23 protein-coding genes are annotated in these 25,933 nt (G+C 73.1%); 8 read left to right on the top strand and 15 right to left on the bottom strand.

All coding sequences use genetic code 11. The annotated features are described in order from the left end of the window. Positions 1-288: 288 nt before the first annotated feature. The 15 genes from H1226_RS21850 to hemW form a co-directional block, all read right to left on the bottom strand. Positions 289-726, bottom strand: coding sequence for a hypothetical protein (locus H1226_RS21850; protein ID WP_224959436.1), 438 nt, complete (start codon positions 724-726; stop codon positions 289-291). After that, positions 723-1,571: an isoprenyl transferase gene (locus tag H1226_RS21855; protein WP_224959438.1), complete on the bottom strand. Its 849-nt coding sequence runs from the start codon at positions 1,569-1,571 to the stop codon at positions 723-725. The genes H1226_RS21850 and H1226_RS21855 overlap by 4 nt, the downstream gene beginning before the upstream one ends. A gap of 54 nt (positions 1,572-1,625) precedes the next feature. After that, positions 1,626-2,225 carry a GNAT family N-acetyltransferase gene (locus H1226_RS21860; RefSeq protein WP_224959440.1) on the bottom strand — a complete coding sequence of 200 codons (600 nt, stop codon included), beginning with the start codon at positions 2,223-2,225 and terminating at the stop codon, positions 1,626-1,628. A 2-nt stretch (positions 2,226-2,227) separates the two neighbouring features. Next, the gene (gene recO, locus H1226_RS21865; RefSeq protein ID WP_373689975.1) at positions 2,228-3,175 is read right to left on the bottom strand and encodes a DNA repair protein RecO; all 948 of its coding nucleotides are present in this window, start codon (positions 3,173-3,175) and stop codon (positions 2,228-2,230) included. 76 nt (positions 3,176-3,251) lie between these two features. Next, positions 3,252-3,671 carry a DUF2752 domain-containing protein gene (locus tag H1226_RS21870; RefSeq protein ID WP_258342322.1) on the bottom strand — a complete coding sequence of 140 codons (420 nt, stop codon included), beginning with the start codon at positions 3,669-3,671 and terminating at the stop codon, positions 3,252-3,254. A 7-nt stretch (positions 3,672-3,678) separates the two neighbouring features. After that, on the bottom strand, positions 3,679-4,536 hold the full coding sequence (locus tag H1226_RS21875) for an RDD family protein (RefSeq protein WP_258342323.1): 858 nt from the start codon (positions 4,534-4,536) through the stop codon (positions 3,679-3,681). A gap of 134 nt (positions 4,537-4,670) precedes the next feature. Then, complete coding sequence (era, locus tag H1226_RS21880; protein WP_258342324.1) at positions 4,671-5,588, bottom strand: GTPase Era; 918 nt, start codon at positions 5,586-5,588, stop codon at positions 4,671-4,673. Between the two features lie 79 nt (positions 5,589-5,667). Next, entirely contained in the window at positions 5,668-6,021 is a 354-nt protein-coding gene (locus H1226_RS21885; RefSeq protein WP_225045091.1) for a cytidine deaminase, read from the bottom strand. After that, positions 6,014-7,339, bottom strand: coding sequence for a hemolysin family protein (locus H1226_RS21890; protein ID WP_258342325.1), 1,326 nt, complete (start codon positions 7,337-7,339; stop codon positions 6,014-6,016). Before H1226_RS21890 ends, H1226_RS21885 begins: the two co-directional genes overlap by 8 nt. A gap of 14 nt (positions 7,340-7,353) precedes the next feature. Further along, a complete protein-coding gene (ybeY, locus tag H1226_RS21895) occupies positions 7,354-7,911 on the bottom strand; it encodes an rRNA maturation RNase YbeY (protein WP_224959451.1) in 558 nt (185 codons plus the stop codon). Further along, positions 7,908-8,948 carry a PhoH family protein gene (locus H1226_RS21900; protein ID WP_258349476.1) on the bottom strand — a complete coding sequence of 347 codons (1,041 nt, stop codon included), beginning with the start codon at positions 8,946-8,948 and terminating at the stop codon, positions 7,908-7,910. Before H1226_RS21900 ends, ybeY begins: the two co-directional genes overlap by 4 nt. Before the next feature lie 290 nt (positions 8,949-9,238). Beyond that, positions 9,239-9,610, bottom strand: coding sequence for a histidine triad nucleotide-binding protein (locus H1226_RS21905; protein WP_224959452.1), 372 nt, complete (start codon positions 9,608-9,610; stop codon positions 9,239-9,241). A 425-nt stretch (positions 9,611-10,035) separates the two neighbouring features. Next, positions 10,036-11,208 carry a molecular chaperone DnaJ gene (gene dnaJ, locus H1226_RS21910; RefSeq protein WP_258342326.1) on the bottom strand — a complete coding sequence of 391 codons (1,173 nt, stop codon included), beginning with the start codon at positions 11,206-11,208 and terminating at the stop codon, positions 10,036-10,038. A 65-nt stretch (positions 11,209-11,273) separates the two neighbouring features. Continuing rightward, the gene (gene hrcA, locus H1226_RS21915; protein WP_224962658.1) at positions 11,274-12,296 is read right to left on the bottom strand and encodes a heat-inducible transcriptional repressor HrcA; all 1,023 of its coding nucleotides are present in this window, start codon (positions 12,294-12,296) and stop codon (positions 11,274-11,276) included. Between the two features lie 136 nt (positions 12,297-12,432). Next, positions 12,433-13,659, bottom strand: a complete 1,227-nt coding sequence (hemW, locus tag H1226_RS21920) for a radical SAM family heme chaperone HemW (protein WP_258342327.1) — start codon at positions 13,657-13,659, stop codon at positions 12,433-12,435. A 325-nt stretch (positions 13,660-13,984) separates the two neighbouring features. Between hemW and H1226_RS28380 the strand changes: the two genes are divergently transcribed. The 8 genes from H1226_RS28380 (at position 13,985) to H1226_RS28200 (ending at position 25,923) form a co-directional block, all read left to right on the top strand. After that, the gene (locus H1226_RS28380) at positions 13,985-14,074 is read left to right on the top strand and encodes a putative leader peptide (RefSeq protein WP_358434363.1); all 90 of its coding nucleotides are present in this window, start codon (positions 13,985-13,987) and stop codon (positions 14,072-14,074) included. A gap of 126 nt (positions 14,075-14,200) precedes the next feature. After that, the gene (locus H1226_RS21925) at positions 14,201-15,913 is read left to right on the top strand and encodes a nitrite/sulfite reductase (RefSeq protein WP_258342328.1); all 1,713 of its coding nucleotides are present in this window, start codon (positions 14,201-14,203) and stop codon (positions 15,911-15,913) included. Then, positions 15,910-16,083 (top strand): hypothetical protein, encoded by a 174-nt coding sequence (locus H1226_RS21930; protein ID WP_224962664.1) that lies wholly within the window; start codon positions 15,910-15,912, stop codon positions 16,081-16,083. Before H1226_RS21925 ends, H1226_RS21930 begins: the two co-directional genes overlap by 4 nt. Positions 16,084-16,098: 15 nt before the next feature. Continuing rightward, positions 16,099-16,836 (top strand): phosphoadenylyl-sulfate reductase, encoded by a 738-nt coding sequence (locus H1226_RS21935; RefSeq protein ID WP_258342329.1) that lies wholly within the window; start codon positions 16,099-16,101, stop codon positions 16,834-16,836. A gap of 46 nt (positions 16,837-16,882) precedes the next feature. Then, the gene (gene cysD, locus H1226_RS21940; RefSeq protein WP_224962668.1) at positions 16,883-17,833 is read left to right on the top strand and encodes a sulfate adenylyltransferase subunit CysD; all 951 of its coding nucleotides are present in this window, start codon (positions 16,883-16,885) and stop codon (positions 17,831-17,833) included. Beyond that, positions 17,833-19,179 (top strand): sulfate adenylyltransferase subunit 1, encoded by a 1,347-nt coding sequence (locus tag H1226_RS21945; RefSeq protein ID WP_224966322.1) that lies wholly within the window; start codon positions 17,833-17,835, stop codon positions 19,177-19,179. Before cysD ends, H1226_RS21945 begins: the two co-directional genes overlap by 1 nt. A gap of 5 nt (positions 19,180-19,184) precedes the next feature. Continuing rightward, the gene (locus H1226_RS21950) at positions 19,185-19,940 is read left to right on the top strand and encodes a sirohydrochlorin chelatase (RefSeq protein ID WP_258342330.1); all 756 of its coding nucleotides are present in this window, start codon (positions 19,185-19,187) and stop codon (positions 19,938-19,940) included. A gap of 451 nt (positions 19,941-20,391) precedes the next feature. Then, the gene (locus H1226_RS28200) at positions 20,392-25,923 is read left to right on the top strand and encodes a type VII secretion system-associated protein (protein WP_309148748.1); all 5,532 of its coding nucleotides are present in this window, start codon (positions 20,392-20,394) and stop codon (positions 25,921-25,923) included. Positions 25,924-25,933: the final 10 nt, after the last annotated feature.

Raw genomic sequence — 25,933 nt, forward strand, 5'->3', positions numbered from 1 at the left:
TCGTGCCAGCCGCACATGACCATCGTTGCCACCTGTCCTGGCCCCGGGGCCACCGGTTCCCACCCGCTCGGGCGGCCGATCACCCGTTCCGGCCCGCGGATCGGCGACCGGAGGTGATCTCCGGTGGCGCGGTTCACCCCGGATCACCCGGGTTCGGCCGTATCCGGCGAAGTCCGGGCCGCCCGGCGCCGACTCGCCGCCCGCGTGTCGGCCGAACCGGCCCCGCGCAGCACGACGCCCCACCCGGAACCGGCGCGGTTCCAGGTGGGGCGTGCGCGGTACGGCGGTTCAGTCGGCGGCCGGGGTGTCCTCTTCGACCTCGGTGAGCAGCTCACCGCGCAGCTGCGACGCGGTCGACACGACCAGCATCAGCAGCGTGCCCAGCGGCTGCTGCTCCATGCCCTCGGCGGGGAACGCGTAGCGCAGCGTCACGTCCATGCCGCGCTCGGTGCGCACCACGCCGAGCGTGCCGAACAGGCCCTGCCCGGCACGTTCCGCGGCCGACTGCGCCAGCTTCTCGTCCAGCGGCAGGTCCCACGCCACGACGCAGGTCAGGCTCAGCACGGTCAGGCCCTCGGCGAGCTGCATCGCCTGCACCGCGCACGGCACGTCGCCGTGCCGCAGCGTCAACGCGCCGTCGTCGTCGACGTTCACCTCGTGGTAGGTCTCCAGCGCCTCTTTCGCCGCGGTCAGCAGTTCCGCGGTAGTGGCGGCCTCCTGGGTCATGAGATGCCCTCCTGGGCGGTTTCAGTGGTGCTCTCGTCCTGCGCGGCACGATCGACGGCGCCGCCGAAGCGCCGGTCTCGGCGTGCGTACTGCTCGCACGCGCGCCACAGGTGGCGACGATCCACGTCGGGGAACAGGGTGTCTTGGAACACCAATTCGGCGTATGCGGACTGCCAGAGCAGGAAGTTGGAAGTGCGTTGCTCCCCGGACGGCCGGATGAACAGGTCGACGTCGGGCATCTCCGATTGGTAGAGGTGCCGGGACACGGTCCGCTCGTCCACCTTCTCTGGATTGATCTTGCCTGCGGCGGCCAGCCGGGCGATCTCACGAGCGGCGTCGCCCACCTCGGCCCGGCCACCATAGTTCACGCACATGGTCAAGTTCATGACTTCGTTGCCACGAGTGCGCTCTTCCGCGGCCTGGAGCGTGTTCACGACGCTGCGCCACAGCCGCGGCTTGCGACCGGCCCAGCGCACCCGCACGCCGAGCTCGTCGAGCTCGTCGACGCGCCGGGCGATGACGTCGCGGTTGAAGCCCATGAGGAACTTGACCTCCTCCGGGCTGCGCTTCCAGTTCTCGGTGGAGAAGGCGTACAGCGACAGCCACTTCACGCCGATCTCGATGGCCCCCCTGGCGAGCTCCAGCACGACCTGCTCGCCCCGCTTGTGCCCCTCGACCCGGGGCAGTCCGCGTTCGTTGGCCCAGCGACCGTTGCCGTCCATCACGATGGCCACGTGCCGCGGCACCAGCTCGGGCGGCAGGGCGGGCGGGGTCGCACCGGAAGCGTGCGGGGCAGGCGCCTTCACGCTCGGGTCGTCGCTACCGCGTCCACGGCGTCGCAGCATGTGTGCCTTCTCCTTTGCTCTGCGGCCGGGCGCCCATTCTCCCGGACCCGCATGTCACCCGTTCAGTGGTGTCCCGTAGCGGACTTCGAGCCGGGTGTCCGACGGCAGCCGGACCATCCCGATTCGCTGGTAGAACGCTTGCGCCCGGGTGTTGCTCGGGTTCACGCCGAGCTGCACGCCCGGTGATCCGGCGCGCGCCAGCTGCTGGAACACCGCCTGCATCAACCGCTTTCCCATGCCCTGCCCGCGGACTCCGGCGACCAGGTTGATGTGCAGGTGCGAGGGGAACCGGTCCAGCTGCGCGGGCAGCATCAGCCGCGGCCGGTGCAGAAACGCGCGCAGCTGGCTGTCCGCGTCGCGGCCGTCCACCACCCGCGAGGAGGGGTGGCTGGCGGCGAACCGCGGTGCCCACTCCAGCTGCCAGCGCGCGTAGAACTCCTCGGTGTGCAGCGCGGCGACGACGTAGCCGAGCACGGTGCCGCGGCCTTCCACGACGAAGGCCAGTTCGGGGTGCAGCAGCAGGTAGGGGTCGGCGAAGACGTGGGCGACCAGGTCGGGCTCCCGCAGGATGTGGTGCACGGGTTCGCCGCCGTCGCCGGTGGCCACGCAGATCCGGTGCACCGCTTCGGCGTCCCGGGGGCGCCAGCTGCGCACGATCAACCGGTGGCCCCGTCCGCCGTTCCCGGGATCGCGGTGGCCCGGTGGACAGGATCCGCTGCGGCCGACTCCCCAGCGACCGGTTCCCCGACGGCCGACTCCGCTCCGGCCGATTCCGCTGCGGCCGATCCGGCAGCGGTCGTTTCCTCGGCGGTGGGTTCCTCCTCCACCACCGCCGCGCGTTCGCGGATGAGCTCGGGCACCACCGGGCGGTGTTCCTGGCGCTCCACCAGCGGCAACGAGCGCAGCTGCCGCTCCAGGTGCCACTGCAGGTGCGCGGCGACGAGCCCGCTGCCCTCCCGGCGCACCTGCTCGGTGGTCCGCTCGGCGGCCGGCCAGTCGCCGTGCATGAGCGCTTCGAGCAGCGGCAGCGTCTGCTGCGCGGGGCGCGCCGAGCCGGTGGGGCGGCAGTTCACGCACATCGCACCGCCGCCCTGCACGTTGAACGCGGCGTGCGGGCCCGCCTCCCCGCAGCGCGCGCACTCGCTGAGCGCGGGGGCCCAGCCCGCGTAGGACATGGCGCGCAGCAGGAACGCGTCGAGCACCAGCGACGGGTCCCGCTCCCGCCCGGACAGCGCCCGCAGCGCGCCGGTGACCAGCAGGTACAGCCGCAGCACCGGTTCGCCTTCCTCGGCGGCGAGCCGGTCCACGGTCTCCAGCACGGCGCAGCCCGCGGTGTAGCGCTGGTAGTCGTCCACGATGTGCACGCCGAACGCGTCCAGCGTCTGCACCTGGGTGATCACGTCGAGGGTGCGCCCGGTGTGCAGCTGCACGTCCACGTGGCAGAAGGGTTCGACGCGGGCCCCGAAGCGCGAGGTGGTGCGGCGCACGCCCTTGGCGACGGCGCGCACCTTGCCGAAGCGGCGGGTGAGCAGGGTGATGATCCGGTCGGCCTCACCCAGCTTGTGGACCCGCAGCACGACGCCGGTATCCCGGTAGAGGCTCACCCCGCCATCGTCCCACTACCGGGCGACCCGGCTGCTCCGGGTGAGCGTCCGGCCGGAACGCCGGGTGCCCGCGGGATCAGGCCCGCAGCGCCTCGAAACCGGGGAGGTTGCGCACCACGCCCCACACCACGGCGGCGGCCAGCACCGCGTTCGCCGCCCAGCGGCCGGGGCGGCCGACCAGCCAGGCCGACGGGATGCCGCGGACCTCCTGGCGCGCCGAGGCGATCAGGAACAGCACCGCCACCGGCAGCACGACCACCAGGGCGAAGGCGTTCAGGTCGACGGCGCGCGCCAGGTCGCCGTGCAGCAGCGCGCCGAGCATCCGGCTGCCGCCGCAGAACGGGCAGTCGAAGCCGGTGAGGAACAGCAGCGGGCAGGGCAGCGGGACGAGTCCGGCGCTCAGCACCAAGCCGAGCGCCCCGGCTCCCGCCGCGAGGCGGGTCGTCCGGGGCGCGCGACGAAGCGGGGAGGTGGCCGCTCGCAGCAGCCCGCTCACTCGATGCTCACCACTGCTGCGGCGGCTGCTGCTGCTGCGGGTAACCGGGCTGCTGCTGGCCCGGGTAACCGCCCTGCTGGGGGTAACCGCCCTGCTGCGGGTAACCGGGCTGCGCCGGGTAGCCGGGCTGCTGCGGGTAGCCGCCGGTCGGCGCGGGGTCGGCCGGGACGACGACGGACTTGACGATCTTGTCGGCCCAGGTCTGGTTCTTCTGCTCCCACAGCGGGGCGAGGAAGCCGATCGAGCAGGGCAGCCCGTCCAGGATGTGGCAGAGCTGGCGCAGGAACGCGCCGCCGAAGCCGAGGGGCTGCCCGGTCTCCTCGCTGACGGTCTTGATCTTGACGATCTTCTGCCCGATGGTCTGCCCGGTGGTCCCGCGCTTGTAGCAGAGGTTCCAGATGTTGAACGCCATCGCGATCAGCCCGAAGATTCCGAGGACCGTGTACACGGTGCTGATCATGGACAGCGCTTCGGCTTCGGTGGTGATCGACGAAGCGGAGCCCATGACGCTCGCGAAGGTGATCCCGTAGACGATCAAGTAGGGCACGCCGACGAGCGCCCCGTCGATCAGGTACCCCAGCACCCGGGTCCCCCACTCGGAGAACGGACCGGGGTGCCCGTAGCCGTAGCCCGGCTGCCCGTACGGCTGCTGGGGCTGCTGCCCGTAGCCCGGCTGGCCGTACGGCTGCTGGCCGTACGGCTGCTGGCCGTACGGCTGCTGGCCGTAGGGCGCGGGCTGTTGCGGCATCGGGCCGGACTGCGGATAGGGCTGCTGGGGCTGGCCTCCCGACTGCGGGTACGGCTGTTGCCCGTAGGGCTGCTGCGGCTGCGGGCCGGACGGCGGCCCGCCATACGGGTTGGTCACGGAGACAATCCTTCGATCGGGTGGAATGGCAGCGCTCTGAGGAGGCCGGGCAGGAAATTACCCGAGCGCAACTCGCCACCGCGGCCGATCCGGGAAATCTTGCGCAGTCCGTTGCGAAGTCGAACTCCGCGGGATCAGAATCCCAGCCTCCGCAGCTGCTTCGGGTCGCGCTGCCAGTCCTTGGCGACCTTCACGTGCAGGTCCAGGTAGATCTTGCTGCCCAGCAGCTTCTGGATGTGCTGGCGAGCGTTGGACCCGACCTCGCGCAGCCGCTCGCCCTTGCGGCCGATCACGATCGACTTCTGGCTCTGCCGCTCCACGTAGACGATCGCGTGCACGTCCACCAGGTCGTCGCGGTCCTTGCGCTGGTTCATCTCCTCGATGCGGACGGCCAGCGAGTGCGGGAGCTCGTCGCGCACGCCTTCCAACGCGGCCTCGCGGATCATCTCCGCGATCAGCGTCTCCTCCGGCTCGTCGGTGAGCTCGCCGTCCGGGTACAGCTGCGGGCCTTCCGGCAGGTGGCCCACCAGCAGGTCACCGAGGGTGTCCATCTGGTAGGAGTCCACAGCGGACACCGGGACCAGATCGGCGAAGTCCATCACCTGCTGCAGGGCGAGCAGCTGCTCGGCGACCTGCTGCTTGGTGGCCAGGTCGGTCTTGGTGATGACGCCGAGCACCGGGGTGCGGCGGGCGACCTTCTTGAGCTGCTCGGCGATGAACTTGTCGCCGGGCCCGACCTTCTGGTCCGCGGGCACGCAGAACCCGACGACGTCCACTTCGGACCAGGTCTCGTAGACGAGGTCGTTGAGCCGCTGGCCGAGCAGGGTGCGCGGCCGGTGCAGGCCCGGCGTGTCCACGATGATCAGCTGGGCGTCGGGCCGGTGCACGATCCCGCGGATCGCGTGGCGGGTGGTCTGGGGCTTGCTGGAGGTGATCGCCACCTTCGAACCGACCAGCGCGTTGGTCAGCGTGGACTTGCCGGCGTTGGGGCGGCCGACGAAGCACGCGAACCCGGAGCGGTGTTCGGCGGGGGCATCTGGAGTGCTGCTCACCCGCCCATTGTCGCCGGACGACGAGGTGAGCGGCCCACCCGCCCCGGCGGAGGCGGCGGGCGGACCGTTCACCAGGTGTTCAGCGCAGCACGCCCCGGACCTCGCCCGCGGCGTCGGCGCGCAGCACCGGCGCGGCGGCGGTGAGGTCGCGGACGGCGGCGACGGAGTCGGCGGAGACCTCGGCGGCATCGGTGACGACGGCGGCCGCCTCCAGCCCTTCGGCACCGCTGGCGGCCGCGGTGGCCACCGCCACCTGCAGCGCGGTCAGCCGCAGCGAGGGCAGCTCGACGGTGCAGGCGGCGTAGGTGCGGCCGTCGGTGTCGCGGACCGCGGCGCCTTCGGCGGCGCCGGTGCGCGCGCGGGCCGACCGGGCCAGCGTCACGATCTTGGCGTCCTCGGCGTCCAGTTCCTGCGGGGGCGCTTGCTCAGCCACGGGTGCTGCTTCCTTCCTGGTCGGCACCGCGGTGCGATGCGGGCTCGCCGTTCGCGCGGCGCACGAGCAGCGCGTTGATGCGGATGCGGCCGCGGTGGTCCTTGCCGCCTTCGGCGCGCAACCGGAGTCCTTCGATCTCGGCTTCGGCACCGGGCAGCGGGACCCGGCCGAGGCGCTGGGCGAGCAGGCCGCCGACGGTCTCCACCTCGGATCCGTCCAGCTCCACCCCGCACAGCGCGCCGAGGTCCTCCACCGGCAGCCGGGAGGAGACCCGGACGGTGCCGTCCTCCAGGTGCTCGATCGGGCGGTGCTCCTCCAGGTCGGACTCGTCGGTGATCTCTCCGACGATCTCCTCGATCACGTCCTCGATGGTAAGCAAGCCCGCGGTGCCGCCGTACTCGTCGACGGCGATGGCCAGGTGGCTGCGGGACAGCTGCATCTCCTTGAGCAGCTCGTCGAGGCGCTTGGTGTCCGGCACGAAGCTCGCCGGGCGCATCAGCTCGCCCAGCTCCGGCCCCGGCTGGTTCAGGTCGCCGCCGTCGGCGAGGGCCTGGGTGAGGTCGCGCAACGTCACCACGCCCACCACGTCGTCCACGCTGTCGCCGATCACCGGCACCCGGGAGAACCCGGAGCGCAGGCACAGCGCGAGGGCTTGGCGGGCGGACTTGGCGCGTTCGATCCAGACGATCTCGGTGCGGGGCACCATCACCTCGCGGGCGATGGTGTCGCCGAACTCGAACACCGAGTGGATCATCTCGCGTTCCCCGGCGGCGACGACGCCGCGCTCCCCGGCCAGGTCGACCAGCTCGCGCAGCTCCACCTCCGAGGAGAACGGGCCCTCGCGGAACCCGCGCCCGGGGGTGAGGCCGTTGCCGATCAGGATCAGCAGCCGGGTCAGCGGGTTCAGCACCCGCGCCAGCACCCGCACCGGCGCCGCGACCAGCAGGCCGACCCCGTACGGGTGCTGCCTGCCGATGGTGCGCGGGCCGACGCCGACCAGCACGTACGAGACCACCAGCATGATCAGGATCGCGAGCAGCGCCGCCAACGCGTCCGACTCCACCACGCGCAGCACCACGACCGCGACCAGCACGGTGGCGCCCAGCTCGCAGGCCAGCCGCAGCAGGATCAGCAGGTTGACGTGCCGCGGACGGTCCTCCAGCACCAACGCCAGCTGCCTGGCCCCGCTGCGGTTCTCCCGCAGCAGCTCCTCCACCCGGGCGCGGGAGGCGCTGCCGACGGCCGCGTCGGCGGCGGCGAACACCCCGGCTCCCAGGACCAGCAGCACAGCCCACACCAGCAGTGCGGCCGAACTCATCTGCGCGTTCCCCCTCAGTCGCGGGGGACCTCGGGCGCGGTGCCCGGGTCCAGTCCCACGGTTCCCAGCACGCGGGAGTCCGCGTCGTGCTGCGCGGCGGCCCGCTCGGCCTCGTCCCGAGCGGTCCGGTAGTCGGCGAGGATCCGGTTCTGCAGCCCGAACATCTCGCGCTCCTCCTCCGGCTCCGCGTGGTCGTAGCCGAGCAGGTGCAGCACCCCGTGCACCGTGAGCAGGTGCAGTTCGTCGATCAGCGGATGCCCGGCCTTGCGGGCCTGGTCCTTCGCGAACGCGGGGCACAGCACGATGTCGCCGAGCAGCGCGGGCCCGGAACCGGCCGCGTCCGGGCGGCGGGACGAGTCGTACTCGTCCATCGGGAAGGCCATCACGTCGGTCGGGCCGGGCAGGTCCATCCAGCGCTCGTGCAGGTCGGACATGACGTTCAGCTCGACCAGCACGATGGACAGCTCGGCGAGCTGGCTGACGCTCATCCGGTCCAGCGCGTAGCGGGCGACGGACACGATGGTGCCCTCGTCGACCTCGACCCCGGATTCGTTGGCGATTTCGATGCTCATGCGTGTTCCCGGAACTGACCGCCGCGGCCGGAGCGGCGCGGGAACTGCTCGGAGTCCGCGTCCTGCTCGGCCTGCCAGCGGTCGTAGGCGTTGACAATGTCGGTGACCAGGCGGTGACGGACCACGTCCCCGCTGTCGAGCACGGCGAAGTGCACGTCGTCGACCCCGTCGAGGATCTCGCGGACGACCTTCAGGCCGCTGCGCTGCCCACCGGGCAGGTCGACCTGGGTGACGTCGCCGGTGACCACGATGCGGGAGCCGAACCCGAGCCGGGTCAGGAACATCTTCATCTGCTCCGGCGTGGTGTTCTGCGCTTCGTCGAGGATGATGAACGCGTCGTTGAGGGTGCGCCCGCGCATGTACGCCAGCGGCGCGACCTCGATGGTGCCCGCCTGGGTGAGCCGCGGCACCGACTCGGGGTCGATCATGTCGTGCAGCGCGTCGTACAACGGCCGCAGGTACGGGTCGATCTTCTCGTACAGCGTGCCCGGCAGGTAGCCGAGCCGCTCCCCCGCCTCGACCGCGGGCCTGGTCAGGATGATCCGGTTGACCTGCTTGGCCTGCAGCGCCTGCACTGCCTTCGCCATCGCCAGGTAGGTCTTGCCGGTGCCCGCGGGACCGATGCCGAACACCACGGTGTTCTGGTCGATCGCGTCCACGTAGTGCTTCTGGTTCAGCGTCTTCGGGCGGATCGTGCGGCCCCGCCGGGACAGGATGTCCAGGCTGAGCACCGCGGCGGGCGATTCACCGCTGTCGGCCGAGAGCATGCCCACCACGCGGCGCACGGCATCCGGGCCGAGCTGGCCGCCCTTGTCCACCACGGTGATGAGCTCGGAGAACACCCGTTCGCCGAAGGCCACGTCAGCCGGGTCGCCGGTGAGGGTGACCTCGTTGCCGCGCACGTGCACGTCGGCGGTGAGGAGTTCCTCGACGACCCGCAGGTTCGCGTCGCGGGTGCCGACCAGCGCGAGCACCGCGCTGTCCGGGACCGTCACCTTCGACCGCACCGAACGGTCGCGCGCGTGCTGCGCGGACAGGTGCTGGGCGGAGAGGTTCGACTGCTCGGGTTCCGGGCCGGTGCCGGTCGGCGTCGTGCCGTTCCGGGCGGTCGTGTCCTGCTCGGTCCCGTCCTGCGGTACGCGGTCCTGCTGGTCGTCCCTGGACTGCTGCTGTCCGGACTGGGCGGATCCACCCGCTGCGATTCCGGCCACGTGTGTTCGGGCCTGCTTTCTGCGCTCGGCGCGCGAAGTCGGTCGTCTTTCCCGCTATCGATGGTAGAGCAACCGGCGAGGCGGTTGCGCCGCCGATCCGGCCGCCCGGCGGCGTCCTAGCCCTTGATCGGGCCGCCGGTGAGGCCGCCGAGCGGTTCGCCGCCCAGCAGGTGCAGGTGCACGTGGAAGATGGTCTGCCCGGCGTCCTCGTTGGTGTTGAACAGCAGCCGGTACCCGGATTCGGCGATGCCCTCGCGCTCGGCGATCTCCCCGGCCACCCGCACCAGCTCGGCCAGCAGGTCCGGCTCGGCGGTGGCGAGCTCGGCGGCGTTGCGGTAGCGGGTCTTCGGCACCACGAGCACGTGGGTGGGCGCCTGCGGGTTGATGTCGCGGATCGCGAGGACCCGCTCGGAGTCGTGGACGACGTCCGCGGGGATCTCGCCGGCGATGATGCGCAGGAACAGGGAGTCCAGGTCGCTGTCGGTCATGCCGGGAAGGCTATCCGCCGGGAACGGCCCCGCGGGCGAACGCCCCTGCTCCGGGACCGCCGCGGGGAGATCCCCCGACCGGATGCCGCGCCGTAGTGGGGCTGGGGGTTGCCCGGCTACGGCGCGGCCTCGCCGGACCGAGGGGGGGTTGTCCGGCGAGCGCCCGGTTGGGCTCGCTCCGCGAGCCACCTAGGGGGTCGACCCGTGACCCCCAGGCGTGTGCTTCACGGTAACCCCACGTCACCCGGCCGCGCTGGAAAACGCACGAACCCGTGATCCCGGCTCCGATCCGGTGAGGCACCACCGCCGGGACGGCGCAGTCCGCGAACACCCGGCGAACCGCCCTGACCAGCACTGGTGCCGTGCGGGGCGGCGGACCGCCCCGCCACATCACGATCCGGACTCGGCCCCGGCCGGGAGCGGGCTCACTTGTGGCCGAAGGACTTGAAGCGGGAGAAGAGGCCCTGGCGCTGCCCGTTCCCGTTCGCGGTCACCGTCGGCTCCGGCTGCTCCTCGCCGCGCAGCGCCGCGAGCTGCCGCAGCAGTTCGGCCTGCCCCTCGTCGAGCCGGGTCGGCACCTGGACGTCGAGGTGCACGTGCAGGTCGCCGTGCCCGCTGACCCGCCCGTTGGAGCGCAGCTTCGGCAACCCGCGGCCGGTGAGCACGTGCTCGGTGCCGGGCTGGGTGCCGGGTTCGACGGTGAGCTCCTCGGTGCCGTCCAGGGTCTCCAGGGTGAGCACCGTGCCCAGCGCCGCCGCGGTCATCGGCACTTCGACGTTGCAGTGCAGGTCGGCGCCGTCGCGGATGAACCGCTCGTGCGGCAGTTCCTCCACTTCGACGAACAGGTCGCCCGCCGGACCGCCGCCGGGGCCCACTTCGCCCTCACCGGCGAGCCGCACCCGCATGCCGTCGCCGACACCCGCGGGGATCTTCACGGTGATGGTGCGGCGTTCGCGCACCCGGCCGTCGCCGCCGCACTGCTGGCACGGGTCGGTGATGACCTCGCCGAAGCCGCGGCACACCGGGCAGGGGCGGGAGGTCATGACCTGGCCGAGGAAGGAGCGCTGCACGGACTGGACCTCGCCGCGGCCACCGCAGGTGTCGCAGGTCGAGGGCGCGCTGCCCGCGCGGGAGCCACCGCCGTCGCAGGAGTCGCACAGCACCGCGGTGTCCACGGTGATGTCCCGGTTCACGCCGCTGGCGCACTCCTCCAGGGTGAGTTCGAGCCGCAGCAGCGCGTCGGATCCGGGCTGGACCCGGCTGCGCGGGCCGCGGCCGCCGCCTCCGCCGCCGGAGCCGCCGAAGAAGGCGTCCATGATGTCGCCGAGACCGCCGAACCCGGCGAACGGGTCGCCACCCATGCCGCCGTCGCCACCGCCCTGCGAGAGCGGGTCGCCGCCGAGGTCCACGACCTGGCGCTTCTTCGGGTCGGACAGCACCTCGTAGGCGGTCGTCACATCGCGGAACCGCTCCTGGGCACCGGCTTCCTGGTTCACGTCGGGGTGCAATTCCCGGGCGAGCTTGCGGTACGCGCGCTTGATCTGCTCCGGCGTAGCGTCCTTGGCCACCCCGAGGGTCCCGTAATAGTCCCTGGCCACCTTGTGCGTTCTTCCTCTGCTCGGTCTGCGAGTTCAGCGGGTGGATCCATTCACCCGGTCAGGCGTCAACGGCCTGCCAGGATCTCACCCACGTAAGCGGCAACGGCACGCACCGCCGCCATGGTTCCCGGATAGTCCATCCGGGTGGGGCCGACGACACCCATGCCACCCAGCACCATCCCATGCGTGCCGTAGCCGGTGGACACCACCGAGGTGGTCTGCATCTCCGCGGCCTCGTTCTCCATCCCGATGCGCACCGTCACGGTCCGCGAGTCGCGGGCCGCCGCGAGCAGCTTCAGCACCACGACCTGCTCCTCCAGCGCTTCGAGCACTTGGCGCAGCGAGTTGGGGAAGTCGGTGACGTTGCGGGTCAGGTTGGGGGTGCCGCCGAGCACCATGCGTTCCTCGGGATGTTCCACGAGGGATTCGATGAGCACGCTGGCGACGCGGGTCATGGCGTCGCGCAGTTCGGGCGGTGATTGGTCGGGCAGTTCGGCCACGGCCGCCGAGGCGTCCGCGAGCCGCTTCTCGGTCATCGCCGAGTTCAGCACGTTGCGCATCCGCGCCACGTCGTCGTCGCTGATCACGTCGCCGAGGTCGACCATCCGCTGGTCCACCCGGCCGGTGTCGGTGATGAGCACCAGCATCAGGCGGGCCGGGGTGATGGTGACGACCTCGACGTGGCGCACCGTGGAGCGGGTCAGCGTGGGGTACTGCACGACGGCGACCTGCTGGGTGAGCTGCGCGAGCAGCCGCACGCTGCGGCGCATCACGTCGTCGAGGTCGAGGGCGCCCTCCAGGAAGGCGCCGATGGCCCGCCGCTCGGCCGCGGTGAGCGGTTTGATCTCGTGCAGCCGGTCCACGAACAGCCGGTACCCGGCGTCGGTCGGCACGCGTCCGGCGCTGGTGTGCGGCTGGACGATGAGGCCTTCCTCCTCCAGGGCGGCCATGTCGTTGCGCACGGTGGCGCTGGAGACGCCCAGGTTGTGCCGGTCGACCAGGGCCTTGGACCCGACCGGTTCGTTCGTCGACACGAAGTCGGCCACGATCGCCCGCAGGACCTCGAACCGCCGTTGATCGGCGTTCACCTCGTCACCTCCGCATCGCGCCACGCCGCGCACCGCTCGCGGTGCTCACCGTCGAGTTTACGGTCCTCGAACCCGTGTTCCGACGCCGCGAGCCGGGCGGGGCCGCACCCGCCGGGCAGCGGGGGTGGGAGAACGGTCACAGCAGGCGCTGGACGACGGCGTCGGCGAGCAGCCTGCCGCGGTCGGTGAGCGCGCAGCGGCCGGCGTCGAGCGCGTCGGCGCGCAGCAGCCCGTCGGCGACGGCCTCCTTCGCGGCGAGCACGCCGTCGGAGGTGAGCGCGGACGTGGGGACGCCTTCGGCGACGCGCAGCTCCAGCATGATCCGCTCGATGCGCCGGTCCTCGTCGTCGAGCAGTTCGCGGGCGTGCGCGGGCGAGCGGCCGTCGGCGAGCAGTGCCGAGTAGCGGCCGGGGTGCTTAACGTTCCACCAGCGCACGCCGCCGACGTGGCTGTGCGCGCCGGGTCCGGCGCCCCACCAGTCGCCGCCCCGCCAGTAGCCGAGGTTGTGCGCGCAGCGCGCGGACTCGCCGGTGGCCCAGTTGGAGACCTCGTACCAGCCCAGCCCGGCGCCGGACAGCGTCGAGTCGATGATCTCGTAGCGGTCGGCGAGCACGTCCTCGTCCGGCATCGGCAGCTCGCCGCGGCGGACCTTGCGGGCCATCGCGGTGCCGTCCTCGACGATCAGCGAGTAGGCGGAGACGTGGTCGACCCCGGCGTCGAGCACCGCGGCCAGCGAGGCGCGCAGGTCGTCGTCGCTCTCACCCGGGGTGCCGTAGATGAGGTCGAGGTTGACGTGCTCGAACCCGGCGGCCCGCGCTTCCTTCGCGGCGTCGGCCGCGCGCCCGGGGGTGTGGTTGCGCTCCAGGATGCGCAGCACGTGCGCGGCGGCGGACTGCATGCCCAGCGACACCCGGTCGTAACCGCCGGCGCGGAGGGCGGCGAAGAACTCGGGCGAGGTCGACTCGGGGTTGGACTCGGTGGTGACCTCCGCGTCGGCGGTGAGCCCGAAGGAGTTCCGGACGGCGGTCAGCACGGCCGCGAGCCGTTCGGCGCCGAGCAGCGAGGGGGTGCCGCCGCCGACGAACACGGTCTGCGCGGCGGGCACGGTCCCGCCGCCCGCGGCGAGCACCCGGGCGCCGAGGTCGAGTTCGGCGCGCAGCGCTTCCAGCCAGTCCCCGAAGCCACCGGCGGGCCCGAGCTCGTCGGCGGTGTAGGTGTTGAAGTCGCAGTAGCCGCAGCGGGTGGCGCAGAACGGGACGTGCACGTACACGCCGAACGGCCGCTCGCCGAGCCCGTTCAGGGCGCTGGCGGGCAGTGACCCGTCCGACGGAGCCGGCTCACCCGGCGGAAGCTGCGAAGGCACACCCCCAGTCTCCCAAACCCCGAGACCACCCCGGCCCAACCCCAGCTGAGAGCACTTCCAGCCTTCCTCTTGTCAGCGGCGAAGCCGCTGAGCAGCGACCACGCACGCAGCAGGACCCCCCGCGGGTTCTCAGCGCTTTCCTCGCGAGGAAAGCGATTTCTCCTGTGGCGGAGCCACCGGTGAAATCGATCCCGCAGCGAGGGAAGCGCTGAGGTTCCGCCACCCGACCAGCTCAGCAAGGTTCCTCGGACAACCCTTTTTAACCCACGTCTCAGTATTCGGTTGATGTTGGACCACAGGGTGGACGCGTGGCACGCTGGCCGTCATGGGTGCGCCTGCGAAGTTGCTGCTGGTCGCTCGTCGCTACGTGGATCTGCGACGAGTCTCCAGCGCGCTGTGCCGTTCCACGGGCTGATCCCGCCGCTGCGTTCCGAACTGTCCAGTCGGCGCCGGGAGCACGCCGACTGCGAACGCCCCTTCTTCCGTGGGCTCCGCGCGGTGTGGTCGCGAGCGCCTCATCCACCACCACGGAGGTCGGGCCATGGTCCCCCCGACGGAAGCTCAGAGCCGCACCGAGCGCCGCACCCCAGCCCGCAAGGGCAAGACGCGTGGTGAGGGGCAGTGGGCGCTCGGCTACCGGGAGCCGTTGAACGCCAACGAGCGGTCGAAGAAGGACGACAACCCGCTCAACGTCCGCCACCGCATCGAGACGATCTACCAGCACGGCGGGTTCGATTCGATCGACCCGGCCGACCTGCGCGGCCGGTTCCGCTGGTGGGGCCTGTACACGCAGCGCGCCGAGGGCATCCCGGGCGCGCGCACGGGCACGATCGAACCGGAGGAGCTCGACGCCTCCTACTTCATGATGCGGGTGCGCGTGGACGGCGGGGCACTGACCACGGAGCAGCTGCGGGTGATCGGCGAGATCTCGCAGACCTACGCCCGGGACACCGCGGACATCACCGACCGGCAGAACATCCAGCTGCACTGGATCCGGGTCGAGGACGTGCCCACGATCTGGGAGAAGCTGGAGGCGGTGGGCCTCTACACGACGGAGGCGTGCGGGGACTGCCCGCGCGTGCTGCTGGGTTCGCCGGTGGCGGGGGTGGCCGCGGACGAGATCATCGACGCCACCCCGGCGATCAAGGAGATCACCGAGCGCTACATCGGGGACAAGTCGCTGTCCAACCTGCCGCGGAAGTTCAAGACCGCGATCAGCGGGTCGCCGCGCTGGGACACGGTCCCCGAGATCAACGACATCTCGCTGGTCGGCGTGGTGCACCCGGAGCACGGCCCCGGTTTCGACCTGTGGGTCGGCGGCGGGCTGTCGACGAACCCGAAGCTGGCGGTGCGGCTGGGCGCGTGGGTGCCGATCGAGGAGGCCGCCGAGGTCTGGCACGCGGTGACCTCCCTGTTCCGCGACTACGGCTACCGCAGGCTGCGGCACCGGGCCCGGTTGAAGTTCCTGGTGGACGACTGGGGCGCGGAGAAGACGCGGCAGGTCATCGAGGACGAGTACCTGGGCCGCAAGCTGCTGGACGGGCCCGCGCCGGAGACGCCGGGCGGCCACCGCGACCACCTCGGGGTGAACCCGCAGGTCGACGGCAACTTCTACGTGGGCGTGAAGTCGCAGGCGGGCCGGGTCAGCGGGTCGACCCTGGTGGAGATCGCGAAGGCCGCGGAGCGCGTCGGCTCGTCCCGGGTGCGCACCACGGTGGAGCAGAACCTGCTGGTGCTGGACGTGCCGCAGCAGCAGGTCGACGGCCTGGTGTCGGACCTGGCGGGGCTGGGCCTGCACAGCGCCCCGACGCCGTGGCGGCGCAACGTGATGGCGTGCACGGGCATCGAGTTCTGCAAGCTGGCGATCGTCGAGACCAAGCAGCGCGCCATCGACCTGATCGGTGATCTGGAGCAGCGGCTGGCGGACGTGCAGGGCGACGTCCGGGACCCGGTGACGATCAACCTGAACGGCTGCCCGAACGCGTGCGCCCGCACGCAGACCGCGGACATCGGCCTCAAGGGGCAGATGGTGCGCGACGACGAGGGCAACCAGGTGGAGGGCTTCCAGGTGCACCTGGGCGGCGGGCTCGGCCTGGACGCCGGGTTCGGCCGCAAGATCCGCGGGCACAAGGTGACCTCGGCGGACCTCGGCGACTACGTGGAGCGCCTGGTGCGCAACTACCTGGGCCAGCGCACGGACGGCGAGCGCTTCGCCCAGTGGGTGGCGCGGGCCGACGAGGACGCGCTCAAGTGACGTCCGGACCGGAAGGCGGGGCCGCCCCGGAGGGCCGGGCGGTCCCGTTCTACTGCCCGTATTGCGGGGACGAGGAGCTGGTTCCGCAGGCCGAACCCGCGGGCGCCTGGAAGTGCGAGGCGTGCCTGCGGGTGTTCACCGTTCGGCTCGTCGGACTGGCGAGCGGCTGAGGAGACGGAGATCCCATGACTGCCGAGACCACCACCGACTTCCCCACCGGCCTGGGCGTGCGCCGCAGCGATGAGGAGCTGCGCGCGCTGGTCGAGGAGGCCGCCCCGCGGCTGGCGGAGGCGAGCGCCGAGGAGGCGCTGCGCTGGGCCGCGGACACCTTCGGCGACGGCCTGATCGTCGCCTCGAACATGCAGGACGCGGTGCTGGTGGACCTGGCGGCGAAGGCGCAGCCGGGAGTCGACGTGCTGTTCCTGGAGACCGGCTACCACTTCGCCGAGACGATCGGCACCCGCGACGCGGTCGCCCAGGTCTACGACGTGAACATCGTCGACGCGAAGGCGGAGCAGTCGGTCGCCGAGCAGGACGCCGCGGAGGGCCCGAAGCTGCACGACCGCGACCCGGGCCGCTGCTGCTTCCTGCGCAAGGTGGTGCCGCTGCGCAACACGCTGGCCCGCTACGAGGCGTGGGTGACCGGCGTGCGCCGGGTGGAGGCCCCGACCCGGGCGGGCACGCCGATCGTGACCTGGGACGACCGCAACGGCCTGGTCAAGATCAACCCGATCGCGCCGTGGAGCGACGAGGAGATGGACTCCTACATCGAGCGGCACGGGGTGCTGGTGAACCCGCTGGTGCCCGCCGGCTACCCGTCGATCGGCTGCGCGCCGTGCACGGCGAAGCCCGCGCCGGGTGCCGATCCGCGCAGCGGCCGCTGGGCGGGCACGTCGAAGACCGAATGCGGCCTGCACGGCTGATCACCGCGCAGCGCCCACTGAGCAAGCACACCCGGAGAGGATGGGTATGACCGCCGAGCCGCAGCTCGACCTGCCGCAGGACCCGGTGTCCACGGGGGCACCTCCGCAGGTCGACAACCTGGACGCCTTGGAGTCCGAGGCCATCCACATCTTCCGCGAGGTGGCCGGGGAGTTCGACCGCCCGGTGATCCTGTTCTCCGGTGGCAAGGACTCGACGGTGCTGGTGCACCTGGCGATCAAGGCGTTCCGGCCGGCGCCCGTGCCGTTCCCGCTGCTGCACGTGGACACCGGGCACAACTTCGACGAGGTCATCGAGTTCCGGGACCGGCTCGTGGCGGAGCACGACCTGCGGCTGGTGGTGTCCTCGGTGCAGGACTACATCGACGACGGCAGGCTCGCCGAGCGCCCGGACGGCATCCGCAACCCGCTGCAGACGACGCCGCTGCTGGACGGGATCACCGAGAACAAGTTCGACGCGGTCTTCGGCGGCGGCAGGCGCGACGAGGAGCGGGCGCGGGCGAAGGAGCGCATCTTCAGCCTGCGCAACGCCTTCGGCCAGTGGGACCCGCGGCGGCAGCGCCCGGAGCTGTGGAACCTCTACAACGGCAGGCACCGGCCCGGTGAGCACGTGCGGGTGTTCCCGCTGTCGAACTGGACGGAGCTCGACATCTGGCGCTACATCCAGCGCGAGAAGATCGCCCTGCCGGAGATCTACTACGCGCACCGCCGCCAGGTGCACCTGCGCGACGGCATGTGGCTGACCTCGGGCCCGTGGGGCGGGCCGCGCGAGGGCGAGACCGTCGAGGAGAAGGTCGTGCGGTACCGCACGGTCGGCGACGGCTCGTGCACCGGCGCGGTGGAGTCCGAGGCGTACACGGTGGACGACGTGATCGCGGAGGTCGCCGCGAGCCGGCTCACCGAGCGCGGCGCGACGCGGGCCGACGACCGGATGTCGGAGGCCGCGATGGAGGACCGCAAGCGGGAGGGCTACTTCTGATGACCGAGACCACGACCCGCACCGCACCGGATTCCGGCACCGAGGTGGTGCTGCCGGTGCACACGGACCTGCTGCGGCTGGCCACGGCCGGTTCGGTGGACGACGGGAAGTCGACGCTGGTGGGCAGGCTGCTGCACGACACGAAGTCGGTGCTGGCGGACCAGCTGGACGCGGTGCACCGGGCCAGCGCGGACCGCGGGCTGCAGACCCCGGACCTGTCGCTGCTGGTGGACGGGCTGCGCGCGGAGCGCGAGCAGGGCATCACGATCGACGTGGCCTACCGGTACTTCGCCACGCCGCAGCGGAGCTTCGTGCTGGCCGACACCCCGGGACACGTGCAGTACACCCGCAACACGGTGACCGGCGCGTCGACGGCGCAGCTGGCGATCCTGCTGGTGGACGCGCGCAAGGGCGTCATCGAGCAGACCCGCAGGCACGCGGCGGTGCTGGCGCTGCTCGGCGTGCCGCGGCTGGTGCTGGCCATCAACAAGATCGACATGGTGGACTTCGACGCCGCGGTGCACGAGCGGATCGCCGCCGAGTTCGCCGGGCACGCCCGCGCGCTGGGCTACGCCGACGACGCGGTGCGCACCATCCCGGTGTCGGCGCTGCACGGCGACAACGTGGTGGAGCGCTCGGCGAACACGCCCTGGTACTCGGGCCCGTCCCTGCTGGAGCACCTGGAGACGGTGCCGGTGGCCCCGGACCCGTTCGACGCGCCGTTCCGGATGCCGGTGCAGTACGTGATCCGGCCGCGCACGGCGGAGCACCCGGACTACCGCGGCTACGCGGGCCAGGTCGCGGCCGGCGTGGTGGCGCAGGGCGACGAGGTCGTGGTGCTGCCCGCGGGCATCCGCACCCGGGTGTCCCAGGTGGACACCCCGGACGGTCCGGCGCCGCGGGCGGCGGCGGGGCGTTCGGTGACGCTGCTGCTGGAGGACGACGTGGACCTGTCCCGGGGCGATCTGATCGCCGCCGCGGACTCGGCGCCGCGGGTCACCGACGAGCTCGACGCGACCGTGTGCTGGCTGGCGGAGAAGCCGTTGCAGCCGGGCGCCCGGGTGCTGGTCAAGCACGGCACCCGCACCGTGCAGGCGATGGTGACCGAGCTGTCGGCGCGCTTCGACGAGCAGGAGCTGGTCGCGGTGGACGCCCCGGATTCGCTGGCGCTCAACGAGATCGGCCGGGTCCAGCTGCGCACCGCGGAGCCGCTGCCGATCGACGAGTACGCGGCGTCGCGGCGCACCGGCTCCTTCCTGGTGATCGATCCGGCGGACGGCACCACGCTGGCCGCCGGGCTGATCGGGCTGCCGCTGGCTCCGCTGGCGGCGGCGGTCGCGAGCTGATCCGGTTGGCACCGGCGCTGGTGGCCGTCGCGCACGGCAGCCGGGACCCGCGTTCGGCGCGCACCGTCCACGCCTTGCTGGACGTGGTGCGCGCCGAGCGCCCGGACCTGGACGTGCGCGCGGCCTTCCTGGACCTGTCCGCGCCGCGGGTGGGCGACGTGCTCGCCGCGGTGCGCGCCGACGGGCACCGCGAGGCGGTGGTGGTGCCGCTGCTGCTGGGCAGCGCGTTCCACGCGAAGGTGGACCTGCCCGCAGTGCTGGCCGAGGCGGGCGCGCGGCTGCCCGGGCTGCGGCTGCGCACGGCGGACGTGCTCGGGCCGGACCCGCTGCTGGAGTCGGCCGCGCTGGACCGGCTGCGGGAGGCGGGCGTCGACGGCGGCGATCCGGAGCTCGGCGTGGTGCTGGCCGGGGTCGGTTCGGCGCACGCCCCGGCGAACCGGCTCGTCGCCCAGGTCGCCGAGCGGTGGCAGGCGCGGCATTCGTGGGCGGGCGCGGTCGCCGCGTTCGCCACCGCCGCCGAGCCGGACGTCCCGGCGGCGATCGCGCGGCTCCGGGAGCGCGGTGCCCGGCGGATCGCCGTCGGGTTCTGGTTCCTGGCGCCGGGACTGCTGACCGACCGGGTCGTGGACGCGGCTCGCGCGCACGCCCCGGACGCGCTGATCGGCGCACCGATGGCGGCGGCGGGAACCGTCGCCGAGCTCGTGCTGACCCGCTACCGCGAAGTGCTCGACCGCACCGAGCTCGGTTCCGGCGCGGCCTGAACCCCGCTGCCCGCGCCGCGTTCGGCGCAGCGCGCACCGCCGGGTGGCGCAGCCGTCCCGCGCGTTCGTGCGGAATTCCGCCGAGTCCGGCCCCGCGCGCCCGTGCGCGGGCAGGATGCGGCCCGTGCGGCCGGCGAGCACGGGCGCACCACAGTCCCGGCGGCGGCGGGAAACCCCGACCTCCGGCCGTCGCCGGGCGGCCCGTTTCGTCCGCTGCCTCCCCGTTCCTCCCACCTCCGGCGGATAGCGGGATCGCTGACTCAGGGTGTTTTGGCGGAACACTAAACTTCACCCCAAGTGGCCATGAGAGAGTGCGGATCAACTACGCGACGGCGGCGCGTCGCAGCGCAGCCGAGCGGAATCGCGGCGCGAAACCACACTTTCGGGTGAGCCAGTGAACCTCGGCGGCAAGGATCAAGGTGCAACGACAAGTCGGGGGCGTGTGCGGGAGATGAACACCCAGCAGCCGAGCCGGCCGGTGATCACGCCGGCCATGCGCGAACAGGCCGCCAAGCAGCCGAACACCTGGCTGTACGTGGTGGATCCGATCTTCAGCGACCCCAGCTCCGAAGTCCCGCCCTGGGGCTTCATCGGCGGCTACCGGGTCGACGCGCGCGGTGAGCTCACCGAGGACTTCTCGTCCAACCCGAACTACCGCCCCTCCCCCGTCGCGCTGCGGCTGCCCGCGCCGACCAACGACGTCGAACGCGCCCTGCAGCTGACCACCACCGGCTACGCGCAGGCGCCCACCCTGTTCGCCGCGCTGCTGGACGCCGAGCTGATCCTGTTCGCGCAGCCGCAGGGCAGCGGGCTGTTCACGATGGACCACGAGTCCGGCAGGCGGCAGCTGCAGCTGTTCACCTCCGAGGGCTACCTGCCCGCGAACTGGACCAGCTGGCAGCGGATGACCGGCAGGCAGCTCGTCGAGCGCGGCCCCACCGGCATGGACCTGCAGATCAACCCGACCAGCCAGGTCAAGGCGCGCATCCCCGGCGAGGACCTGATCAAGGCCGCCGGCGGGCCCAGCACCCCCGCACCGCCCGCGTCCTTCGCCGCCCCGTCCGCGCCCGTCGCGCCCGCCGCCCCCGCGACCCCGCCGACCGCCCCCGCCGCACCGAGCGCCCCCGCCGCACCTCCCGCCGACGTCACGCAGCCCGCGAAGGTTCCCGGGGCCGCGCAGCAGGCCCCCGACCCGATCAGCAGCGACCACGGGCAGCGGTTCCTCGGCAGCATGCTGGCCGCGGCCGCCGGGGACGCGCTGGGCGGCCCCGTCGAGACCTATCCGGTGGAGCGGATCCGCAGCCGCTTCGGCGAGCGCGGCATCACCGACTACGACCGCACGGGCGAGCACTCGGGCGAGTTCACCGACGACACCCAGCTGATCCTGTTCACGCTGGAAGGGCTGATCCGCGGGCACGTCGCCACCCGCGGCGGCGCCACCGGCGGCCCGCTGCCCGCGGTGCAGCTGGCCTATCAGCGCTGGTTGCACACCCAGGGCCACGCGTGGGCGCGCGTGGCGGGCCCGTTCGCCGAGCAGCACCCGGAACCGACCGGCTGGCTCGTCGCCGAACGCGACCTGTTCGCGGTGCGCTCGCCGAACGCCGAGTGCATCACCGCGCTGCGCGAGTTCGCCACGCACGGCCGCCCCGGCACGTTCCAGCGCCCGATCAACGACTCGGACGACAACACCGGCGTGGTGCGCGCCGCGCCGTTCGCGCTGTGGTCCGAGGACCCGCGCGAGGTGTTCCGGCTCGCCGCCGCGGGGGCCGCGCTGACCTGCGCGAAGCCCAGCGGCTACCTGCCCGCCGGGGTGCTGGCGGTGCTGGTGCACCGGCTGCTGCGCGGCGAGTCGCTGCCGGACGCGCTGACCCTGGCCCGCGAGCTGCTCGCCGAGTGCGAGGGGCACCAGCAGACCGAACGGCTGCTGCTGGTCGCCGAAGACCTCGCCGCGCAGGGCGCTCCCACCGCGGAGCAGCTCAAGGACCTGCTCGGCGGTGGCTGGAGCGGGCACGAGGCGCTGGCCATCGCGGTCTGCGCGGCGCTGAGCCACGACGGTGTCGGCCCGGCCGTGATGGCCGCGGTGAACCACTCCGGCGACAGCGATTCGACCGGCGCGATCTGCGGCGCGATCGTCGGCGCCCGGCACGGTGCGTCCGCGCTGCCCGGCGTGTGGCTGCGGGACCTCGGGCAGCGGGAGACCGTCGAGAAGTTGACCGCGGACGCGCTGGTCGAGTTCGGCCCGCAGCCGCGCACCGACGAGACGTGGGCGCAGCGGTACCCGGCGGCGAAGGACTTGATCGACCTGGAGTTCCCGGCGGAGCTGCCGCGCTCGGCGCGGACGGGCACCGCCGGGTCGCCGAGCACGACACCGGAGAAGACCGCCGGGTCGCCGAGCACGGCGTCCGAGAAGAGCGGCGAGCAGTCGAGCACGACACCGGAGAAGACCGGCGAGCAGTCGAACTCGGGGCCGGAGAAGACCGCGGAGCAGCCGGGCTCGGCGCGGGAGGGCGCGACCGAGCGCACCACCGAGCAGCCCGCGATCCGGGACGAGGCGTCGGCGCCGGAGGAGTCCGCGCCGGTGGCCAGGTTCCCGATCCCGGGCGGTGCCGCGCGCAGCGGCGACGAGCAGCCGGCCACGGCCGGGAAACCCGCACCGGAGTCCACTTCGGACGGACCGGCGGGCCTCGCCCCCGGTGGCCGCACCCCGGCGGTGCCCGATGGGACCGCCGAGGACGCCGGCGCGGTTTCGGAGGAGGACGCGCAGCCCGAGCAGGACTCGGCCCCGGAGCGGGCCGACGCTCCGGAGCGGACCGAGAAGCCCGCGCGAACCGGGAAACCCGAGCAGACCCCGAAGCCCGAACAAGCCGAGCAGCCCCAGCAGGACGAGCAGCCCCAGCAGGACGCGAAGTCCGAGCGGAGCACCGCCGACCAGGCCGCGCCGGACGCCCCGGCCGCCGCACCGCTGCCCACGATGGGTTCCTGGCCCGCGACCTCCTCGAACGGCCGCGACGGCGCCGCCGAGCAGGACGGGACCACGGCCGGGAGCGAGACCGCCGAGCCCGGGTCCGCCGACGAGGCCGCGGCGCACGCCCGCGGTGCGGCGCAGCAGCCGGCGGCGCCGCTGACCGAGCGGATCGCGATGCCGCGGTCCGGCCCGGCCACCCGGAACTCCGGCGGTGCGCCGCAGCCGGCCGCGAAGCAGCCACCGGTCACCACCACCCGCGAACTCGCCGAGCCCGCCACCGAACGCGGCGCCCGCATCCTCGGCTGCCTGCTCGGCGGCGCGGTCGGCGACGCCCTCGGCTACCCGGTGGAGGACGACTCCATCGAAAAGATCCGCGCCGACCACGGCGCGGCGGGCGTGGTCGACTTCGCCGACGCGCACCGCCCCGGCGGATCGATCAGCGACGACACCCAGCTGACCCTGTTCACCACCGACGGCCTCATCCGCGCCTCGATCCGCCGCAGGCTCTACGACGAGACCGATCCGGCGCAGCAGGTGCAGCACGCCTACCAGCGCTGGCTGCACACCCAGGGCTTCGACTGGAAGGACGCGGGCGGGCCGATCGCGGTGACGCCGCCGGACGGCTGGCTGATCCGGGAGAAGGGCCTGTTCGTGCGCCGCGCGCCCGGCGCCACCTGCGTGCAGGCGCTGCACGGCTACGCCACCAGCGGGCGGCTGGGCACCTTGACGAACCGGATCAACGACTCGAAGGGCTGCGGCGGCGTGATGCGCGCGGCGCCCGCCGGGTTCTGGTCCGACGATCCGGCCGAGACGTTCCGGGTGGGCGCGGCCACCGCGGCGCTGACCCACGGGCACCCGAGCGGGTTCCTGCCCGCCGGAGCGCTCGCGGTGATCGTGGCGCAGCTGCTCGGCGGCCGGTCGTTGCCGGAGGCGGTGGACCGGGCGCTGACCGAGCTGTCCGGCTGGGAAGGGCACGAGGAGACCACCAGCGCGTTGCGCCGCGCGATCGAGCTGGCCACCGAGGGCACGCCGACGCCGGAGCAGATCCAGCACCGGCTCGGCGACGGCCGGGTCGGCGAGCAGGCGCTGGCCATCGCGGTGTGCGCCGCGCTGGCGCGCCCGTTCTCCTACACCGACGCGGTCGTGCTGGCCGCGAACCACTCCGGTGACAGCGACGCGACCGCCTCGATCTGCGGCAACATCATGGGCACCGCGCACATGGCGAGCGCGATCCCGGAGAACTGGCGGCAGCGGGTGGAGCTCGGCGAGGTCGTCGAGCAGCTGGCGCGGGATGCCACCGAGGAGTTCGGCGAGCACCCGCCGTCGGTGCCGGAGTGGCTGCGCCGCTACCCGGCGGGCAGCTCCCCCGCTGCGGGTTCGGACGGCGCGGCCGCTGCGGGTTCGGACGGCGCCGCCGCTGCGGGTTCGGACGGCGCCGCCGCGAAGCCGGAGCGCGAGTCCGCGCGGCCCGCCCCGGAGACGGCGGCCGAGCAGACCATGGTGATGGCGCCCATCCCCGCCGTGCCCGACGAACCCCCGGCGAGCGCGCCCGCGGCGAAGCCGGCGACCTCGGCGGGGCCGAAGGGGAGCGCATCCGAACCGGCGGCGAGCGCCCCCGAACGGGCCGCGGAACGGGGCGAGGCCGCAGCGCCCGCATCGGCGGCGCCGGTCGCCGCAGCACCGGCCGTCCCCGAGTCCCCGACAGCTTCCGAAACCCCGGCCGAGACCCCCGCCGACCCCGCGGACGAGGATCCCGGCGACGGCCTCAACGACGAGGAGCTGCGGCTGCTCGCCGCGTGGCGCAAGTTCCGCGACGGCGAGGACGACACGCCCAACGACCTCTCCGAGGGCCTGCACAAGCTGCTGCAGGAGGCGTTCGGCCCGGAGCGCGCCGCGCAGCTGGTCGCCGCGAACGAGGCCGACGGCGAGCTGCCCGCGGAGGTCCCCGCCGAGCTGGACCGCCTGGACCGGCTCGCCGGTTGCGCGCTCGGCGTGGTCGCCGGTGACGCGCTGGGCGCCCCGTGGACCTTCCTGTCGCAGCGGGCGATCCTGCGCCGCAACCCGGACGGGGTGCGCGAGCTCGCCGAGCACCTGGGTGGCCGCGGCCTGTCCACCTCGATCGGCCAGCAGTCGGTGTTCCTGCTCGACGGGCTGCTCCGCTCGTCCGTCCACAAGGGACTGAACAGGCCGGGTCCGTCGACCGCCGAACTGGTCCGCGGCACCCTCCAGCACTGGGTGATCGCCCAGGGCGCCCCGGTCGAACCGGCCGTGCAGCCCGCGGAGCTCGTCGGGCAGCCCGCGCTCGGCGCGCAGCGCTTCCCCGACGAAGCGGGCGTCACCGCGCTGGCCACCTGGGACGGGCGGAGCCCGGTGCCGACGCCGAGCACGCCGCCGAACCAGGCCACCGGCGCGGCCGCGGCCGCCCGCGGCGCCGTCGTCGGCCTGCACGCCGACAGCCCGGGCGCGGCAGTCGAACTCGGCATCGCCACCGGGGTGCTCACCCACGGCCACCCGGACGGCTACCTGCCCGCCGCCGCCGTCGCCGGGATGGTCGCCGCGCTGTCCGCCGGGCAGACCCTCGCCGAGAGCGCGCACACCACGCTCACCGAGCTGAAGGCCTGGGAGGGCAGCGAGAACACGGTGCGGGCGCTGCGCGACGCGCTGACCCTCGCCGAGCACGGCCCGGTCCCGGTGCCCGCGCTGGAGAAGCTCGGCGCGGGCAGGCACGCGCCCGCCGCGCTCGGCGTCGCGGTCGCCGCCGCGCTGACGCACCCGGATTCGTTCGCCGACGCCGTCGCGCTCGCCGCCTCCCATTCCGGGGACAGCGCGGCCACCGCGGCGCTGTGCGGCGGACTGCTGGGCGCCGCGCGCGGTGCGGCGGAGATCCCCGCGGAATGGCTCGATCAGCTGGAACTGCACGAGCAGGTGCAGCGGCTCGTCGCCGACGCCGGGCGGGTCGAGACCGATCTCGTCCCGGACGGCACGGCGCCGGACTGGACCCGGCGATACACGCAGTAACGTTGCTCAG

It is taken from the genome of Saccharopolyspora gregorii, from assembly GCF_024734405.1.
Taxonomy (GTDB): Bacteria; Actinomycetota; Actinomycetes; order Mycobacteriales; family Pseudonocardiaceae; genus Saccharopolyspora_C; species Saccharopolyspora_C gregorii.

Bases quoted from the DNA above. Each gene is read 5' to 3' on its own strand.
- H1226_RS28200 (WP_309148748.1), top strand. From the start codon at position 20,392: ATGAACACCCAGCAGCCGAGCCGGCCGGTGATCACGCCGGCCATGCGC.
- H1226_RS21855 (WP_224959438.1), bottom strand. From the start codon at position 1,571: ATGCTGCGACGCCGTGGACGCGGTAGCGACGACCCGAGCGTGAAGGCG.
- H1226_RS21850 (WP_224959436.1), bottom strand. From the start codon at position 726: ATGACCCAGGAGGCCGCCACTACCGCGGAACTGCTGACCGCGGCGAAA.
- H1226_RS21890 (WP_258342325.1), bottom strand. From the start codon at position 7,339: ATGAGTTCGGCCGCACTGCTGGTGTGGGCTGTGCTGCTGGTCCTGGGA.
- H1226_RS28380 (WP_358434363.1), top strand. From the start codon at position 13,985: ATGGGTGCGCCTGCGAAGTTGCTGCTGGTCGCTCGTCGCTACGTGGAT.
- H1226_RS21945 (WP_224966322.1), top strand. From the start codon at position 17,833: ATGACCGAGACCACGACCCGCACCGCACCGGATTCCGGCACCGAGGTG.
- H1226_RS21905 (WP_224959452.1), bottom strand. From the start codon at position 9,610: ATGACCGACAGCGACCTGGACTCCCTGTTCCTGCGCATCATCGCCGGC.
- H1226_RS21935 (WP_258342329.1), top strand. From the start codon at position 16,099: ATGACTGCCGAGACCACCACCGACTTCCCCACCGGCCTGGGCGTGCGC.
- H1226_RS21925 (WP_258342328.1), top strand. From the start codon at position 14,201: ATGGTCCCCCCGACGGAAGCTCAGAGCCGCACCGAGCGCCGCACCCCA.
- ybeY (WP_224959451.1), bottom strand. From the start codon at position 7,911: ATGAGCATCGAAATCGCCAACGAATCCGGGGTCGAGGTCGACGAGGGC.
- cysD (WP_224962668.1), top strand. From the start codon at position 16,883: ATGACCGCCGAGCCGCAGCTCGACCTGCCGCAGGACCCGGTGTCCACG.